The organism is Cupriavidus sp. GW823-FHT07B10 (assembly GCF_058794355.1).
This window is the reverse complement of sequence record NZ_JBXAGS010000001.1, coordinates 906895-924370: the sequence shown is the minus strand read 5'-3', so window position 1 is coordinate 924370 and position 17476 is coordinate 906895. Positions and strand designations below refer to the sequence as shown.

17 protein-coding genes are annotated in these 17476 nt (G+C 68.1%); 8 read left to right on the top strand and 9 right to left on the bottom strand.

What is annotated here, in order from left to right; translation table 11 throughout:
• Positions 1-76 precede the first annotated feature (76 nt).
• From AC1Q6V_RS04350 to AC1Q6V_RS04330, 5 genes are all read left to right on the top strand, one after another.
• Complete coding sequence (locus AC1Q6V_RS04350; RefSeq protein ID WP_010809239.1) at positions 77-1639, top strand: ABC transporter ATP-binding protein; 1563 nt, start codon at positions 77-79, stop codon at positions 1637-1639.
• On the top strand, positions 1632-2741 hold the full coding sequence (locus tag AC1Q6V_RS04345; protein ID WP_010809240.1) for an ABC transporter permease: 1110 nt from the start codon (positions 1632-1634) through the stop codon (positions 2739-2741). The genes AC1Q6V_RS04350 and AC1Q6V_RS04345 overlap by 8 nt, the downstream gene beginning before the upstream one ends.
• Positions 2742-2759: 18 nt before the next feature.
• Positions 2760-3680, top strand: a complete 921-nt coding sequence (locus tag AC1Q6V_RS04340; RefSeq protein WP_010809241.1) for an ABC transporter permease — start codon at positions 2760-2762, stop codon at positions 3678-3680.
• Positions 3681-3739: 59 nt separating this feature from the next.
• Complete coding sequence (locus AC1Q6V_RS04335; RefSeq protein ID WP_010809242.1) at positions 3740-4885, top strand: BMP family ABC transporter substrate-binding protein; 1146 nt, start codon at positions 3740-3742, stop codon at positions 4883-4885.
• A gap of 214 nt (positions 4886-5099) precedes the next feature.
• Complete coding sequence (locus AC1Q6V_RS04330; protein ID WP_011614800.1) at positions 5100-5393, top strand: YkvA family protein; 294 nt, start codon at positions 5100-5102, stop codon at positions 5391-5393.
• Positions 5394-5468: 75 nt separating this feature from the next.
• Here AC1Q6V_RS04330 and AC1Q6V_RS04325 read toward each other — a convergent pair whose 3' ends face one another.
• The 4 genes from AC1Q6V_RS04325 to AC1Q6V_RS04310 are packed head-to-tail and all read right to left on the bottom strand — an operon-like array spanning position 5469 to position 8676.
• Complete coding sequence (locus AC1Q6V_RS04325) at positions 5469-6446, bottom strand: quinone oxidoreductase family protein (protein WP_058696962.1); 978 nt, start codon at positions 6444-6446, stop codon at positions 5469-5471.
• 41 nt (positions 6447-6487) lie between these two features.
• Complete coding sequence (locus AC1Q6V_RS04320; protein ID WP_174549480.1) at positions 6488-6889, bottom strand: methylglyoxal synthase; 402 nt, start codon at positions 6887-6889, stop codon at positions 6488-6490.
• A gap of 54 nt (positions 6890-6943) precedes the next feature.
• The gene (locus AC1Q6V_RS04315) at positions 6944-7732 is read right to left on the bottom strand and encodes an SDR family oxidoreductase (RefSeq protein WP_010809246.1); all 789 of its coding nucleotides are present in this window, start codon (positions 7730-7732) and stop codon (positions 6944-6946) included.
• 56 nt (positions 7733-7788) lie between these two features.
• Complete coding sequence (locus AC1Q6V_RS04310; RefSeq protein ID WP_454750380.1) at positions 7789-8676, bottom strand: DMT family transporter; 888 nt, start codon at positions 8674-8676, stop codon at positions 7789-7791.
• A 217-nt stretch (positions 8677-8893) separates the two neighbouring features.
• Between AC1Q6V_RS04310 and AC1Q6V_RS04305 the strand changes: the two genes are divergently transcribed.
• The gene (locus tag AC1Q6V_RS04305) at positions 8894-9370 is read left to right on the top strand and encodes a MarR family winged helix-turn-helix transcriptional regulator (protein WP_011614798.1); all 477 of its coding nucleotides are present in this window, start codon (positions 8894-8896) and stop codon (positions 9368-9370) included.
• A 60-nt stretch (positions 9371-9430) separates the two neighbouring features.
• On the opposite strand, the gene AC1Q6V_RS04300 is transcribed toward AC1Q6V_RS04305, so the two are convergent.
• Positions 9431-11710, bottom strand: a complete 2280-nt coding sequence (locus AC1Q6V_RS04300; protein WP_454750377.1) for a xanthine dehydrogenase family protein molybdopterin-binding subunit — start codon at positions 11708-11710, stop codon at positions 9431-9433.
• A gap of 83 nt (positions 11711-11793) precedes the next feature.
• Here AC1Q6V_RS04300 and AC1Q6V_RS04295 point away from each other — a divergent pair, with 83 nt between their 5' ends.
• Positions 11794-12549, top strand: coding sequence for a TetR/AcrR family transcriptional regulator (locus AC1Q6V_RS04295; RefSeq protein ID WP_011614796.1), 756 nt, complete (start codon positions 11794-11796; stop codon positions 12547-12549).
• Positions 12550-12576: 27 nt separating this feature from the next.
• Here AC1Q6V_RS04295 and AC1Q6V_RS04290 read toward each other — a convergent pair whose 3' ends face one another.
• Genes AC1Q6V_RS04290 through AC1Q6V_RS04275 form a run of 4 tightly spaced genes read right to left on the bottom strand, consistent with a single transcriptional unit; the run spans position 12577 to position 15892 of the window.
• Positions 12577-13212 carry an N-carbamoylsarcosine amidohydrolase gene (locus AC1Q6V_RS04290; RefSeq protein WP_010812894.1) on the bottom strand — a complete coding sequence of 212 codons (636 nt, stop codon included), beginning with the start codon at positions 13210-13212 and terminating at the stop codon, positions 12577-12579.
• A complete protein-coding gene (locus AC1Q6V_RS04285; RefSeq protein ID WP_058696964.1) occupies positions 13205-14284 on the bottom strand; it encodes a 2,5-dihydroxypyridine 5,6-dioxygenase NicX family protein in 1080 nt (359 codons plus the stop codon). Before AC1Q6V_RS04285 ends, AC1Q6V_RS04290 begins: the two co-directional genes overlap by 8 nt.
• Positions 14285-14297: 13 nt before the next feature.
• Positions 14298-15128, bottom strand: coding sequence for an alpha/beta fold hydrolase (locus AC1Q6V_RS04280; protein WP_454750231.1), 831 nt, complete (start codon positions 15126-15128; stop codon positions 14298-14300).
• Between the two features lie 11 nt (positions 15129-15139).
• Complete coding sequence (locus tag AC1Q6V_RS04275; RefSeq protein ID WP_454750230.1) at positions 15140-15892, bottom strand: maleate cis-trans isomerase family protein; 753 nt, start codon at positions 15890-15892, stop codon at positions 15140-15142.
• A 349-nt stretch (positions 15893-16241) separates the two neighbouring features.
• On the opposite strand from AC1Q6V_RS04275, the gene AC1Q6V_RS04270 reads away from it, so the two are divergent.
• The gene (locus AC1Q6V_RS04270; RefSeq protein ID WP_010812898.1) at positions 16242-17402 is read left to right on the top strand and encodes an FAD-dependent monooxygenase; all 1161 of its coding nucleotides are present in this window, start codon (positions 16242-16244) and stop codon (positions 17400-17402) included.
• Positions 17403-17476 lie beyond the last annotated feature (74 nt).

The window sequence follows — 17476 nt, the reverse complement described above, 5'->3', positions numbered from 1 at the left end:
GCGATGCTGCGCCACGCACTGCCGCGCTGTTGACTCATCCCACGTTGCTGCCATCACAACAACCCGAGCCGCCTCAGTGACATCACAACTCCCTCCCAGGCTGGCGCTGGCCCATATCAGCAAGCGCTACCCGGGCGTCGTCGCCAATGACGACGTCAGCCTCAGCGTCGCCCCCGGCGAGATCCATGCCGTGCTGGGTGAAAACGGCGCAGGCAAATCCACCCTGATGAAGATTATCTTTGGCGCGGTCCGTCCGGATGCCGGCGAGATGCACTTCAACGGGGCGCCGGTCACCATCAACAGTCCGCACGACGCCCGCAACCTGGGCATCGCCATGGTGTTCCAGCATTTCTCGCTGTTCGACACGCTGACCGTGACCGAGAACATCGCACTCGGCCTGCCCGCCGGACAGCAAGGCAACATGAAGCAGCTGGCCGAGCGCATCCGCGCCACCGCCGAGCGCTACGGGCTGCCGCTGGAGCCGAACCGCCATGTGCATACGCTGTCGGTCGGCGAGCGCCAGCGCGTGGAGATCGTGCGCGCGCTGCTGGCCAATCCGCAGTTGCTGATCCTGGACGAGCCCACCTCGGTGCTGACCCCGCAGGCAGTGGAAACGCTCTTCGTCACGCTGCGCCAGCTGGCCGCCGAAGGCACCAGCATCCTCTACATCAGCCACAAGCTCGACGAGATCCGCGCACTGTGCCATCAGGCCACCGTGATGCGCATGGGCAAGGTCACCGGCGTGTGCGATCCGCGCCAGGAAACCGCGGCCTCGCTGTCGCGGCTGATGATCGGCGGCGAGCCCCCGCGCGAGACGCGCGTGGCTGCCGAGCGCGGCCCGGTGCGGCTCAGCGTGCAGGGCCTGTCGCTGCCGCGCGCGCATGCCTTCGCGACCGAGCTGAGCAGGATCTCGCTGGATGTCCACGCCGGCGAGATCGTCGGCATTGCCGGCGTGTCCGGCAACGGGCAGCAGGAGCTGCTGGCCGCGCTGTCCGGTGAAGACACACGCGCAGACAACATGTCGGTGCAGCTCGGCGGCAAGCCAGTCGGCCGGCTCGATGCGCGCCAGCGCCGGCGCGCGGGCCTGGCCTTCGTGCCGGAAGAGCGCCTGGGCCGCGGCGCGGTGCCGGGCATGAGCCTGGCGACCAATATCCTGCTGTCGCACCAGACGCCACCCTATGTGAGGCAAGGCATGATTTCGCCCGGCGCGGCCACCGGGCTGGCTTCGGCCGTGATCAGCCGCTTCCGCGTCAAGGCCAGCGGGCCGCACGCGCTGGCGCGCAGCCTGTCGGGCGGCAACCTGCAGAAATTCATTGTCGGCCGCGAGATCGAAAGCGGCCCTAAGGTACTGATCGTGGCGCAACCGACCTGGGGCGTGGACGTTGGCGCCGCGGCGCAGATCCACAACGAGATCCTGGCGCTGAAGGCCACCGGCTGCGCCATCCTGGTGGTGTCGGAAGAGCTCGACGAGCTGTTCGCGATCTGCGACCGGCTGCACGTGATCGCCAAGGGCCGCTTGTCGCCTTCGGTGCCGGCCGAGACCGCGACGCGCGAGCAGATCGGCCTGTGGATGAGCGGACTGTGGCAAGGCGGGCCCGCCCAGGCGCAATCCGGCGCGGAGGTGGCAAGCCATGGCTGATGTGCGACAACTGCTGCCCCGCTCCCCCCTCTCGCTGGCGCCGCGTGGCCTGCCCTCGCGCACCATGGCCTATGCCTCGCCGGTGGTCGCACTGGCGCTGACGCTCCTGTTCGGCGCGCTGCTGTTCCTGGTGCTCGGCAAGGACCCCGTGGCCGCGCTCAAGGTCTTCCTGGCCGATCCGCTGCGCGACCAGCGCGCCATCGGCGAGGTGCTGCTCAAGACCGTGCCGCTGGTGCTGTGCGCACTCGGCCTGTCGGTGTGCTACCGCGCCAACGTGTGGAATATCGGCGCCGACGGGCAGCTGATTGCCGGCGGCATCTGCGCCGGCGCCACCGTGCTTTACTTCGATGTGCCGGGCCAGGCCATGAACGGCACCGTGGTGCTGGTGCTGGCCTCACTCGCCGGCATGGTCGGCGGCATGCTGTGGGCCTCGCTCACGGCGGTGCTCAAGGACAGGTTCAACGCCAACGAGATCCTGGTCTCGCTGATGCTCACCTATATCGCGCAGCAGCTGCTGCTGTGGGTGGTCAACGGGCCGCTGAAGGATCCCAACGGCATGAACTTCCCGCAGTCGAAGGTGTTCTCGTCCGAGTACCTGCTGCCCAACCTGATGTCGGGCTCGCGCCTGCATGCCGGCTTTGCCGTGATGCTGGTGCTGGTGGCGGTGATGACCGTGTTCGTGTTCCGCAGCTTTGCCGGCTACCGCCTGCAGGTGGGCGGCACCGCGCCGGCGGCGGCGCGCTACGCGGGTTTCTCGGCGCGCAGCGCGCTGTGGAGCGCACTGCTGATCTCGGGCGCCACCGCGGGCCTGGCGGGCGCGTTCGAAGTGACCGGCCCGATCGGCCAGCTGCTGCCGTCGATCTCGCCGGGCTACGGCTTCACCGCCATCATCGTCGCCTTTATCGGCCGGCTGCATCCGGTCGGCACGGTCTTCGGCGGCATCATGATGTCGCTGTTCTATATCGGCGGCGAGATGGCGCAATCGCGCCTGGGCCTGCCGTCGGCCATTGGCTGGGTGTTCCAGGGCATGCTGCTGTTCTTCCTGCTGGCCTGCGACACGCTGATCGAAAACCGCCTGCGCTGGCGCGCCACCACGGCCTGAGCGGAGCTACAGAACAATATGGAACAACTCGCTCCCCTTATCGCCACCGCCATCAACGCCGGCACGCCGCTGCTGCTGGCCGCGCTGGGCCTGCTGATCAACGAGCGCTCGGGCGTGCTCAACCTCGGCGCCGAAGGCATGATGCTGGTCGCCGCGGTGGCCGGCTTCATGGTCGGCTACCAGACCCAGTCGCCGCTGCTCGGCTTTGCCGCCGGCGCGCTCGCCGGCATGCTGATGGCCACGCTGTTCTCGTGGCTGGCGCTGGTGCTGGCCACCAACCAGGTCGCCACCGGCCTGGCGCTGTCGATCTTCGGCACCGGCCTGTCGGCCTTCATGGGCCAGCGCTTTGTCGGCTTCGCCATGCCGGCGCAGGCCAAGGCCGTGCCCGGCCTGGCCGACCTGCCCTTCTTCGGGCCGGCCTTCTTCCAGCATCACTGGATGGTGTATTTCAGCCTGCTGCTGTGCTTTGCCATCATGTGGTTCCTGTTCCGCACGCGCGCGGGGCTAACCTTGCGCGCGATCGGCGAAGCGCCGGAATCGGCGCACGCGCTGGGCTACCCGGTGCGCACCATCCGCTTTGGCGCGCTGCTGTTCGGCGGCGCCTGCTGCGGGCTTGCCGGCGCCTACCTGTCGCTGGTGTACACGCCGATGTGGGTCGAGAACCTGGTCGCCGGTCGCGGCTGGATCGCGCTGGCGCTGACCACCTTCGCCACCTGGCGCCCGGGCCGCGTGCTGGTGGGCGCGTGGCTGTTCGGCGGCGTGACCATCCTGCAGTTCTACCTGCAAGGGATCGGCGTGTCGGTGCCGTCGCAGTTCCTGTCGATGCTGCCGTACGCGGCCACCATCGTGGTGCTGGCGCTGATCTCGCGCAACCCGGCCTGGATCCGGCTGAACATGCCGGCCTCGCTGGGCAAGCCCTTCCGGCCCGGCAATGCCTGAGCCTCGAGTTTTTTGACGGAAATCCCTGAGCTACCAACAATTCATCACAAGGAGAAATCATGATCGTCACGCGCAGGAAGACCCTGGCGGCCCTGGCCGCCACCGCCTTGCTGACCCTCGCGGGCTGCGGCAAGAAAGAGGCCGACAAGCCTGCCGAGACGGCGGGCGCGGCCTCCGCGCCCGCGGCCGAGCAGAAGGCCGAGCCGCTCAAGGTCGCCTTCGTCTATATCGGGCCGGTCGGCGATGCCGGCTGGACCTTCGCGCATGACAACGGCCGCAAGGCCGTGGAAGAGAAGTTCGGCGACAAGGTCAAGACCTCCTTCGTCGAGAACGTGCCCGAATCCGCGGCCGACGCCGAGCGCGTGTTCCGCGACCTGGCCAGCCAGGGCAACAAGCTGATCTTCGGCACCACCTTCGGCTACATGGAGTCGATGCTCAAGGTCGCCAAGGAATTCCCGGACGTAAAGTTCGAGCACGCCACCGGCTTCAAGACCGCCGAGAACCTGGCCCAGTACGACGTGCGCACTTATGAAGGCGCCTACCTGGCGGGCGTGGTCGCGGGCAAGATGAGCAAGACCGGCAAGATGGGCGTGGTGGCATCGGTGCCCATCCCCGAGGTGATCCGCAATATCGACTCGTTCACGCTGGGCGCGCGCAGCGTCAACCCCAAGGCCACGGTCAAGGTGGTGTGGGTCAACAAGTGGTTCGATCCGGGCAAGGAGCGCGAAGCCGCCACCACGCTGATCGGCCAGGGCGTCGACATGCTGATGCAGAACACCGACTCCGCCGCCGTGGTGCAGACCGCGCAGGAAAAGGGCGTGCACGCCTTCGGCTGGGACAGCGACATGAGCAAGTTCGGCGACAAGGCCCACCTGGCCGCGTCGGTGATCTCGTGGGGCGTCTACTACAACAAGGTGGTGGAAGACGTGCTGAACAAGCAGTGGAAGAACAGCACCACGTGGTGGGGCCTGAAGGAAGGCATGATCGACCTGAAGAGCTTCAACGCCGATGTGCCGGCTGACGTCAAGGCGCTGGTCGAAGAGCGCAAGAAGGGCATCGCCGACGGCAGCGCGCCGATCTGGAAGGGTCCGATCAAGGACAACACCGGCAAGGAACAGCTGGCCAAGGACCAGGTGGCTGACGACGGCTTCCTGCATGGCGTGAAGTTCTACGTCGAAGGCGTGGAAGGCAAGATCCCGGGCTGATTCGCCACGCAGCCCAGCCGCGCGCCGGTGACGGTGCGCGGCGCCCGCCTCCGCCGCGCGGGGGCGGAATCGCCACAATTCCCCGCCCTGCCGCCCGTTCCGGGCACCCTCCCCGCACCGCCCATACCTTGCGGAACTTGAAGCCGCCGATAACGGCCCAAGCTATCTGTGCATGCGCCAGTAACCGGCGCCCGCAATGTGAAGGAGGCCTCTCATGTGGAAGCGATTTTCGGCCCTGTGGACGCTGGTTCGCCGCGACGGCCGCCTGTTCTGGTACGCGCTGCGCCATCCGGACGCGCCGCCCTGGCTCAAGCCCGCCGCCATCGGGCTGCTGCTCTACGCAATCTCGCCGATCGACCTGATCCCCGACGTGGTCGCGGGCCTGGGCATTGTCGATGACGTGGTGCTGATTCCGCTGGCGGTGCACCTGATCCTGAAGCGCCTGCCGCCGCATATCCTGCGCCAGGCGCAGACGCGCGCCACCGCCACCACGGTCCGGCCGCACTGACGGCATCGCTCAAAGCCAAAGCCCCGGGGCAGCGACTGCCGCCCCGGGGCTTTTGCTTGCCTGCCTGGCTGTTGCTCAGTTCGGCAGCAGGATGGTCGAGCCCGTGGTCTTGCGCGCTTCCAGGTCGCGATGCGCTTGCGCCACCTCAGACAGCGCGTAGCGCTGGCGGACGTCGATCTTCACCTTGCCGGTGGCCACGGCGTCGAACAGGTCGGCCACCATCGGCTCCAGCAGTTCGCGGTGCACCACGTAGGTCATCAGCGTCGGCCGCGTCAGCCGCAGCGAGCCCTTGTTGCCCAGCACCGACAGGTCGAACGGCGGCACCGGGCCCGAGGCGTTGCCGAAGCTGACCATGGTGCCGCGCGGCGCCAGGCAGTCGAGCGAGCCCTGGAAGGTGTCCTTGCCGATCGAGTCATAGACCGCCGGCACCCCCTTGCCGTTGGTGATCTCCCTGACCCGCTCCACGAACGACTCACGCGTGTAGACGATGGTGTGGGCGCAGCCGTTGGCGCGCGCCAGTTCGGCCTTCGCGTCGCTGCCGACGGTGCCGATCACGGTCACGCCGAGCGCCTTGAGCCACTGACTCGCAATCAGGCCGACGCCGCCGGCGGCGGCATGCAGCAGCACCGTGTCGCCCGGCTGCACCTTGTAGCTGTCGCGGATCAGGTACTGCGCCGTCAGGCCCTGCAGCATCATCGCCGCGGCGGTGTCGAACGGGATCGCATCGGGCAGCCGCACCACGATATCGGCCGGCATCACCCGCACCTGCGCGTAGGCGCCGGTGGGTCGGCCAGCGTAGGCCACGCGGTCGCCCACGGCGACGTGGCGCACGCCCTCGCCCACCGCTTCGACCACGCCGGCGCCTTCCATGCCCAGCCCGCCCGGCAGCGGCTGCTTGTACAGCCCGGTGCGGAAATAGACATCGATGTAGTTCAGGCCCACCGCCTCATGGCGCACGCGCAGCTGGCCGGGACCGGGCTCGCCCACCTCGACATCGACCCACTGCATGACTTCGGGACCGCCGGTCTGCTCGATCCGGATGGCTTTGCTCATCTGTGTCGCTCCTTCGCTATGGTGTTGCATCGATCGGGAATTCAGCTGGCCGCCGCTTCGTCGACCTCGCGGGCAAGCCCGGCGATCAACAGCTCGGCAGTGGCCACGTTGGTGGCGCAGGGCACGTTGTGCACGTCGCAGGCGCGCACCAGCGCGTTGATATCGGGTTCATGCGGCTGCGGCGTCATCGGGTCGCGCAGGAACACCACGGCGCGCACCAGGCCTACGGCCAGTTGCGCGCCGATCTGCAGGTCGCCGCCCCACGGCCCCGACAGCATGCGCGTCACCTCCAGCCCGACCTCGTCGATCAGGCGCCCGCCGGTGGTGCCGGTGGCCAGCAGCTCGCACTGCGAAAGGAAGGCGCGGTGGCGCGTGGCGAAGGCAACGATGTCGTCCTTCTTGTGGTCGTGGGCGATCAGCGCGATGCGGGGGCGAGTCATCAGGGGTTCCTTGTTGCGGGGTCGGTGAACGTCAGGAAACAGGAGAAAGCAGCGGGATCAGAAGGTGCCCGGGTAGGCGCCGCCATCGAGCAGGATGTTCTGCCCGGTGATGTAGCCGGCATGGCGGCTGCACAGGAACGCGCAGGTGGCGCCGAACTCGGCCGGCTCGCCGAAGCGGCGCGACGGGTTCGCCGCGGCGCGGCGCTGCGCCACCTCATCGACGCTCAGGCCAGCCTTCTTGGCGCCGCCTTCCATGGTCTTGAGCAGGCGGTCGGTGTTGAACGGGCCCGGCAGCAGGTTGTTGATGGTCACGCCGTGCTGCGCCACTTCGCGCGCCACGCCCGCGACAAAGCCGGTCAGGCCCGAGCGCGCGCCATTGGACAGGCCCAGCACATCGATCGGCGCCTTGACCGCGCCGCTGGTGATATTGATGATGCGGCCCCACTTGCGCGCGATCATGCCGTCGACAGTGGCCTTGATCAGCTCGATCGGGGTCAGCATGTTGGCGTCCAGCGCGGCCAGCCAGTCGCTGCGCTCCCAGTCGCGGAAGTTGCCCGGCGGCGGGCCGCCGGCGTTGTTGACCAGGATGTCGAGGTCGCCCAGCTTGGCCACGGCGTCCAGCGCCGCCTTGCGGCCTTCGGGCGTGGTGATGTCGGTCGCCACCGCGATCACGCGGCGGCCATGGCGCGCGCGCAGGCCGGCCGCGGCCTTCTCCAGCGCCTCGGCGCCGCGCGCCACGATCACCACGTCAACACCCTCGGCCGCCAGCGCGTCGGCGCAGGCAAAGCCCAGGCCCTTGCTGGCGCCGCATACCAGCGCATGCTTGCCGCGCAGTCCCAGATCCATGTCTTTCTCCTTTTGTCTGTTGTCTTTGGGGGGCCAGCTCCGGGGCCGGCCCGGAATCACGTCATTCTTGCCGACAGCAAATACATGCCGCCCATCACCAGCGCGCTGCCGGCCAGTTGCACGCCGCTGACGGGCTCGCCCAGCAGCCAGAAGGCCAGGAACAGCGTCGACACCGGGCCGATCATGCCCGCCTGCGACGCCATCGGCGCGCCGATGCGCGACACCGCCACCATGGTCAGCGACACCGGCAGCACGGTGCAGAACACCGCATTGACGAGTGACAGCCACATCACCGGAGCCGGCTGCGCCAGTTCCGCCACCGGCCGGCCCAGTACCAGGTACTGGATCACGCAGCAGGCGGTCGAGACGCACATCGCATACGCCACCAGCCGCAGCGAGCCGATACGCCGCACCAGTTCGCCGCTCAGGATCAGGTAGATACCATAGGTCATGGCGCTGCCCAGCACCAGCGCGCCGCCCAGCCACACCTGGCTGCCGCTGACGTCCAGGTCATGCGCGAATACCAGCACGATGCCGGCGTAGGCGAGCAGCAGCGACAGCCACTGGCGCATGGCGATCGGCCGGCGGAACACCAGCGCGGTGGCCAGCAGCACGAACGACGGCGTCAGGAACAGGATCAGCCGCTCCAGCCCGGCGGTGATGTATTGCAGGCCGATGAAATCGAGGAAGCTCGACAGGTAGTAGCCGATAAAGCCGAGAAACACCACGCGGCCGCGATCCGCCCACGACAGCGGCGCCAGCCGGCGCGACTGCCACCAGCCGATCGCCATGAACAGCGGCACCGCGAACAGCATGCGCAGCGTGATCACCATCACCGCATCGACGTTGTAGCGGTACATCAGCTTGGCGACGATCGCCTTGGCGGAGAACAGCACCGCGCCGACGGCGGCGATGACAAGGCCCGAGCGCTGCGGCGACGGCAGCGCGGCAGGTGCGGCGAGAGACTTCTGGGAGGCGGGCACGGGGAATACAGGGGAAAGCGGGCGGGCACGTCGGCCCCGCGAAACGACCCGACGATTGTATTCGAAAAGACGCAATGGCATCGGGCATCACCTCGGCGGCTCCGGCCACCTTCCCGGCCACCTTTCCTGCCCCCTTCCTCGGTATACTCTGGGTCACCTTACCCACTGCACCAGGTTCGTGCCCCAGCCCTCCGACCCGCCTTCCGGCAAGACCGCCGCAGACTACGACTTCACCGAGCAGGTGGGCCACCTGCTGCGGCGCGCCTACCAGCGCCATGTGGCGATCTTCCAGCAGACCATCCCGGATTCGCAGCTGACCGCGGCGCAGTTCGTGGTGCTGTGCGCGGTCAGGGACCGCCAGCCGTGTTCGATGAACGAGGTGGTGCGCGCCACCGCCATCGACCAGGCCACCGTGCGGGGCATCATCGACCGGCTGAAGTCGCGTGAGCTGATTGCGGTGTCGCACGATCCCAATGACCGGCGCAAGGTGGTGGTGACGGTCACGCCCGACGGGCTGGCACTGATCGATGAGACCGTGCCGTTTGCGAAGGAAATCTCGGAGCAGACCTTCGGCAGCCTGAATCCGGCCGAGCGTGTGGCGGTGACTTACCTGCTGCGCAAGATGAGTGAGATCGACGAGGGGAACGGCGTCTAGGGTCCACGGACGCCGAGGGTTTTCTCCCCTCTCCCGCTTGCGGGAGAGGGGAGAAAACTGTCAGCTATTCATCGCCGCCAGCGCCGCCAGCACCGTCTCGGGCACGAACGGCGGCCGGCGCAGCCGCACCCCCAGCGCATCGAACAAGGCGTTGGCAAGCGCCGGCGCGCCCGGCAGCGAGGCCGATTCGCCCGCGCCCAGCGGCGGCTCCGACTGGCGCGGCATCAGCACCACTTCAATCGGCGGGATTTCCGGGAAGGTCAGCAGCGGATAGCTGCCCCATTCGCGGCTGGCGACCCCATCCGCATCGAAGCGCACCTGCTCCTTCAGCACCCGGCTGAGGGTCTGCACCACGTTGCCGTGGATCTGGTGGCGCACGCCGTCGGGATTGACCATCATGCCGGTATCCTGCCCGACCACCACCTTCTCAATGGTGATGCGGCCGCTGCCGGCATCCACCGCCAGGTCCACCACCCAGGCCGACCAGGCTGCGCCGAAGCCCGGGAAACGGCTGTGGATATAGCGGGCATAGGCCACGCCCCGGCCGCGCAGCCGGCCTTCGGCATCCGCGATGCCCCGCGATCCGGCCACCCCCCGCTGCCAGCCAGCCGCTTCAGCCACGGCACGCAGCAAGGCCGCGGCACGTACATCCGGCAGGTGCCGCAACCGGAAATCCACGGGATCGGCACCCGCCTCTGCCGCCAGCTCATCGATCACGCACTCATGCGCAAACGCATTGGGCAGCGCCGACACGCCACGCAGCCAGGACGCGCGCACGATCGCGGGGGTGTCGTCGCAACCTATGCGGCGCGCGCCATACGCGTATGGCGGCACGGCGGTGCGATCGCCCATCTCCAGCGTGCGCGGCGCGTTGGGCACGGCACCGGTCAGCACCAGCGCCAGCGTGGGCGCATCGTTGGACGGATAGCGGCTGGTGAAGTCATAGCCAAGCAGCGCGCCGTCCGGCCCCAGCGTGGCGCTGACGTCCATCAGCTGGGCCGCGCCCTTGGGCTCCCACAGGTGTTCCTGTTCGCGCGATAGCTGCACGCGCACGGGCTGCCCGACCGCGCGCGACAGCAGTGCCGCGTCGGCGCAGACATCGTCGGCGCAGTTGCGCCCGTAGCAGCCGGCGGCCTCCATGCGCACGACCTCGATGCGGTCTTCGCCGAGCCCGCACAGCCTCGCCAGGTCGATGCGCAGCACATGCGGGTTCTGCGTGCCGGACCACACCGTCAGGCCATCGTCATGCCAGTCGGCCACGGCGCATGACGGGCCGATCGAGCCATGCATCTGGTACGGCCAGACAAAGCGCCGCTGCAAGACCGTGCCGGCGCCGCTTGCCGGCGGCTCCCCGTCGGACAGCAACTCGCGCCGCGTGGCCGGATTGGCGCGCAGCGCGGGCTCCGGATCGTCCAGCGCGGGCAGCGGCGGCACCGGCTTCCAGCGCACGCGCAGCCGGCGCGCGGCCTGGACCGCGTATTCCTCGCGCTCGGCCACCACGCCGACAAAATCGCCCTGCACCACCACATCGACCAGGCCGGGCACGTCGCGCACGGAGTCGCGGTCGACTTCCAGCAGGCTGTTGCCGACAAAGTCGCCGCTGTCGCGCCCGGCATACGGCGGCCGCACCACGCGGCCATGCAGCATGCCGGGCACGCGCACGTCGTGGACAAAGGTCAGCGCGCCGCGCACCTTGCCGGGAATATCGACGCGGCCCGCGGCGCGGCCGACGATGCGGTAGGACTCGACCGGCTTGGTCGGTATGTCTTCGGCCAGCGGCAGTTCCAGGTGCTCGCCGGCAAGCAGCGCGCCATAGCCGATGCTGGCCTGCGTGCCGGGATCGCGGAACACGCCGTCCTCTGCCTCCAGACCGCCGGCCTCCACGCCGAGCCGCTGCGCGGCACGCGCCCGCAGCCACGCACGCGCCTGTGCCGCGGCGCGGCGCAACGGCAGCGCCGAAATCTGGATCGATGCGCTGGCGATAGTGGGACCCTGGTTGGGGGTGGCTTCGGTATGGCCAAGCACCATGCGTACGCGTTCGAGCGGCACGTCGAGTTCTTCCGCCACGATCTGCGCCAGGGCCGTGCGGATGCCGGTGCCGAGGTCGACGTGGCCATTGAAGGCCAGCACCTCGCCGCTGTCGCGCACGGCAATGAAGATGTCCGGCAGCGCCGGCACGTAGTCCGAAGCCGCGCCGGGCTGGCCCGGCGCGGGCCGCGGCGCCGCCTGCGGGGCGCGCGTCACCAGCAGCACGCCGGTGGCCTGCAGCAGCGCCAGCCGCAGCGTGCGCGGCGTTTCGGCGTCGGCCTGTGCCGAGGGTTGCAGGTTGGTTGCCGTCATCGTTCTGCCATCTCCTTCACCGGCTGCGCCCCGGGGCGCCCGTTATACTGCAAGCCAACAGTGGAATAGCCCAAGCATCGACCATGACGATCACGACCGCGCCCAAGCCAACCGCAAAGCGGGCGCCAGCCGGCACGCGGGCCAGACAAGCGCAGGACAGCCGCGACCGCATCCTGAAGGCTGCGATCAAGGTCTTCGCCCAGCGCGGCTACGACGGGGGCCGCATCGAACGCATCTCGTCGCTGGCCAAGACCTACGACCGGATGATCTATTACTACTTCGGCAGCAAGGAAAAGCTGTTTGTCGAAGTACTGGAGACCATCTACCTGCAGCTCAATGAAGCCGAGCAGCAGCTGGAACATGAGCTCGACGCCGCCGACCCCGTGCGCGCGCTGTCGCAGCTGATCGACTTCGTCTGGCAGTACTACCTCGACCATCCGGAGTTCGTCGCCATCCTGACCAGCGAGAACATGAGCCAGGGCAAGCACGCGAAGAAGTCGGTGCGGCTGCGCGAGATCTCCAGCTACGCGCTGTCGGTGCTCGACGGCATCCTCGCGCGCGGCAAAGCCGCGGGGCTGTTCCGGCCCGACGCGGGCGCGCGCGATGTCTATATGGTGATCGCTTCGCTTGGCTACTTCTACAACTCCAACCATCATACGCTCAGCGCCTTCCTGGGCGAACCCATGATGAGCCCGCCCGCGCTGGCGCACTGGCGCGATGTGATCCAGCAGACGGTGCTGCGCGCCGTGGCCGTGCCCGGCGCGGTGCCGGATGCGGATGTGGCGCCGCCGGCCGCGCCGCGCAAGCCGGCCCGCGGCCGGCGCGCGGCGGCAGGCTGACGCCAGGCCCGGCCGCGTCGCCACGCCTCAGGCGGCGGCGCGCACGCCGGCAACCTGCGCCAGTGCCTCGTCGCGCGTCAGCACGGTGGCGTATTTCTGCGCCATGTCGAACAGGTTGGCGTCATGCGGACCCAGCGCGCGGTCGCCCACGCAATCCGACACCACCAGCGGGCGGAAGCCCAGCGACATCGCGTCAACCACGCTGGCGCGCACGCAGCCGCTGGTGACGCAACCCGCCACCAGCAGCGTCTGCACGCCACGCTGCGTCAGCCAGGCCGCCAGCGAGGTGCCGAAGAACGCCGACGGCACCGTCTTGCGCACCACCAGTTCGCCCGGCGCCGGCGCCAGCTCCGGCACGATCTTGCTGTTGTGGCCATCCTCCTTCAGCGTCAGCATGCCCGGCACCTTCAGCGTGAAGATGTTGTGGTCGCTGTCGTCGTCGGCGAACACGATGCGGCTGTGCGCCACCGGCCAGCCCTGCTCGCGCGCGGTGCGCAGCAGCGGCTGGGTATTGCGGATCGCCTCGGGGATGTTGCCGCCGCCAAACACCGCCGGGTCGGCGAAGCCGTTGACGAAGTCGATGATCAGCAGGCCGTATGGGGCCTTCAGTGGAATCGACGCGCCGAAGCCCTGACGCTGGTAAGTCTGCACGGCGTCATCCATGGCGCGCGTCCTTGTAGAGAGAAGCGGCCGGCGCGTGGTGGCCGTCCATCACCTTGCCGCGCACCACCACGGGCTCGCCGTCCAGGCTGACGGTGCAGTGGCGCACCGGGATATCGATATGGCAGGCCGTGGTGCGGCTGCCGCCGGCTTCGTTGTTGGGACCGAACGAGCACAGGAAGTTGCCCTCGTAGGCACGCGCATCCATGCCGATGGTGGCCTCGCGGTCGTACATCGCCAGCGCCGACCAGCTGGCGCGCGGCTGCAGGCCCCAGCCGATATGCGACATGGCATAGGCCTCGGGGTCGTTGAACGAGGCCATGTAATCGGCCAGCAGTTCGGCGTCCACGCCTCCCTCGATGCGGCGCACATAGCCGGCTTCGACCGTGATGCGGATCGGCGCCTGGATGTAAGACTTCATCGGCAGCAGGATGTCGCCACGGTCCAGCACGATGGTGCCGTTGGTGCCGCCCTCGTCCGGCCAGGTCAGCACGAAGCCGCTCGGCCAGTGGTCCCAGCGGCCGGGCTCGTCGACAAAGCCGTACTCGCTGATCGCCGGGAATTCGCCCAGGCGGCAGCGCAGGTCCATGCCGGCGTCGGACACGATATGCATCTCGCGCGCCTTGCCCAGCCGCGCGGTCGCGGCCTTGACGCGGGCACGGTCGGCCTCGGTCGGCACCAGCCGTGCCAGCACTTCGGGCGGTTCCACCGCCAGCAGGATCCTGGTGCCTTGCGCCAGGATCTCGTGCTGCTCGGGCGAGAACAGCAGCGTCATCAGGTCCAGCACCAGGTCGCTCGCCTTGAGCGCAGCGATGGCGGCGGGATTGCCGGTGAGCGGCGTGGTACCGAGGTAGGCCAGCGCGTCGCGGCTGAGCGCCTTTTCGCCGTTGACAGGCGGCAGGTCGAGCCGGTTGACGATGGCGCCCATCGATGCCGCCGCCACCATCGCGGTGCGCAGCGTCTGCGGATGCGTGGCGGCGCCGGTCAGCACGGTGACGGTCTGTCCCGGCTCAAGCTTCGACAGCGTCAGCACCTGCTTCCACGCCGCGGTCAGGTCGTAATCGCTTACGGGCATGTTCGCTCCTTGATCAGTTCAGCACCGCACCCAGGAAGTCGCCGAAGGCGCGGTAGAAGCCGGCCTCGTCGTCCCACGGGATCATGTGGCCGGCGTTGGCGACATGCGCAAGCAGCAGCGCGGGCAGCAGCTTGCGCATCTCCTGCACGTCTTCCTCGCGGATCACGTCGCCGCGGCCGGCGGTCATCAGCAGAGCCGGCACGGCGACGTGCGGCAGGTTGGCGTGGATATCGTCCTCATGGAAGCCATTGAAGCTGGCCAGGATCGCGCGCTCGTCGCAGGTATGCAGCCATTGCGCGCGCAGGCGCAGCTGGTCCTCGGTCCAGGTCGGGCAGAAGCGGCGCATGCCTTCCACGTCGATGCCCTGCTGCGCCAGCCGGATCGAATCGATGTACCACGGCAGTTGCGACGGATACGGGCGGCGGCCCGGGCCCGACACCGGCGGATCGACCAGCACCAGGCGCGTCAGGCCTGCCGGCTTGCTGCGCGCGGCGCGGATGCCGATGCGCGCGCCCATCGAATGGCCGACGATGGCGTAGCGCTGCAAGCCAAGCGCTTTGGCAAACGCGATCACATCGGCAGCCTGCGCATCGAGGCTGTAGTCCAGCTCAGCGCCGGCCTGCGACAGGCCGCGGCCGCGCACGTCGAGCACATAGGTATCGAACTGCCGCCCGAACTGCTCGCCGACAAAGCCCCAGGTCACTGCCGGGCTGGTGATGCCCGGCACGATGATGACGGCATCGCGCTGCGCGCGCGCGCCGCCCTGCCCACCATAGCGCAGGTAGTGCTGGCGGATGCCGTTGGCGTTCACGTTGGCGCCGTAGAGAAAGGTGCTGTCTGCCATGGCCGCCCCCTTCAGTACGCGCCCGACAGCAGCGCGCCGGCGCCCGGCACCACCGGCTCCAGCCCGAGCCGCTTCAGCAGCGCATAGGTGGTGGCGACGGCGGCGGTAACAACCGGCTTGCCGGTCATTGCCTCGACCTTGGCCACGGCCGGCAGCGACGGCATCTGCACGCACGCCGACAGCACGATGACATCGGCGTCGGCCGTATTCATCTGCGCGACGATCTTCGGCAGCCGCGCCGGGTCATGGCGGCCCACCTCAAGGTTGTCGGGGATTTCCAGCGCGCGGTAGTCGACCACCTCATAGCCTTCATTGCGGATGTAGTCGACCACCAGCTCGGTCAGCGGCTTCATATAGGGTGCCACCACGGCGATGCGCTTCGCGCCCATCACCTTGAGCGCATCCACCAGCGCGCCGGCGCTGGTGATCACCGGCGCGTCGCCGCCGTTCTCGGCGGTATGCGCCTGCAGGCGCTGCTCGGACACGCGGTGGTAGCCGTGGCCCATGGCCATGATGGCCACCAGGCAGGCGTAGCCGAGCACGTCGACGCGGGCGTCGCTCAGTTCCACCGCGCAGCGGTCGGATTCGGCGTCCATGGCCGCCAGCTCTTCCTTGACCACCTTCTTCATCCGCATCCGGCTTGAGTGGAAGGTGAAGCGTTCCGGGCGCACCAGCTGGCGCGCGGCCAGCATCGCCGGGATCTCGGTTTCCATGGTGGTGTTGGAGCTCGGCACGATCTGGCCGATTCGGAAAACTTTCTGCACTGTCGACTCCGTCATCTGTTTGTCTGTCTACCCTGCCTGCCTCGCCCTGGCGGGCTCTGCATGCTGCGATTTATTGTAGTGTACACACTTTATCTAGGCAAACAGAATCTGCGCCGCCACGAATTCACTCGTTCAGTGCATACTTAACTAATCAATCCCTGTTTTTGCGCGTAAATTCACCGATACAGCACGATGTGCGGCGTCTTCACGTTTTCAGTAAGGGTTTTCCATAGGTTCATCAATTTCTTCTTTTACTTTGATATTTTGAGTGTGTACACTCGTTTTCAACGGTCGGCCGAGTGGCCGCCCCAGCCCCCATCGACCTTGTGTCATTGCCAGGAGAAAGAACGTGCAAGGCAAACCGCGAATCGCAGTTGTCGGCGCCGGACTCGGAGGGACGGCCGCGGCCGCCCTGCTGCAGCGAGCCGGCTTCCAAGTCAGGCTGTATGAACAGGCACCGGCGTTCTCACGCCTGGGCGCGGGCATCCATGTGGGGCCCAACGTGATGAAGATCATGCGGCGCATCGGCATCGAGAACGCGCTCAACGACATGGGCTGCCACCCCGACTACTGGTACAGCCGCGACGGCCTGAGCGGCGAGGTGATCGCGCAGATCCCGCTGGGCGACTACGCGGAGCGCCACTACGGCGCCAGCTACCTGACTGTGCACCGCGGCGACTTCCACAAGTTGCTGACCGACGCCGTGGCTCCCGACACGCTGTTCTTCAACAAGAAGCTGGAAAGCGTCACCGACCAGGGCGACGTGGTGCAATTGCGCTTCACCGACGGCACGGTCGAAGAGGCCGACATCGTGATCGGCGCGGACGGCGTCAACTCGCGCATCCGCGAGACGCTGCTGGGCGCCGAGCCGCCCAAGTACACCGGCTACGTGGCGCACCGCGCGGTGTTCCCGATCTCGCGCGTCAAGGGCTTCACGCATGAGCGCTGCACCAAGTGGTGGACCGACGACCGCCACATGATGGTCTACTTCGATACCAGCAAGCTCGACGAGATCTACTACGTCACCGGCGTGCCCGAGCCCGACTGGGACATGAGCAAGAGCTGGGTCCCGAGCAGCATCGAGGAAATGCGCGCCGCATTCGACGGCTGGCACGAGGGTGTGCAGTCGCTGATCGAAGGCACCGTCGAAGTGACCAAGTGGCCGCTGCTGGAGCGCGACCCGCTGCCGTTGTGGAGCCGGGGCCGCCTGGTGCTGCTCGGCGATGCCTGCCACCCGATGAAACCGCACATGGCACAAGGCGCCGCGATGGCGATCGAGGATGCCGCGATGCTCACGCGCTGCTTCACCGAGACCGGCGTGGACGACTTCGCCTCGGCATTCGCGCTGTATGAAGCGAACCGCAACGAGCGCGCGAGCAAGGTCCAGCTGGTCTCGCACAACAACACCTGGCTGCGCAGCAACGAGAACCCCGACTGGTGTTTCGGCTACGATGTCTTCAACGTGCCGCTGGTGTCGGCCGGGACCGGGACGCTGTCCGCAGCGGCCTGACGCCTGACCAACCCTATCCGCCGCAGCCCCTCATCGAAGGGGCGCGGCGCAGCGATGCGTGATGTTCAAACCGC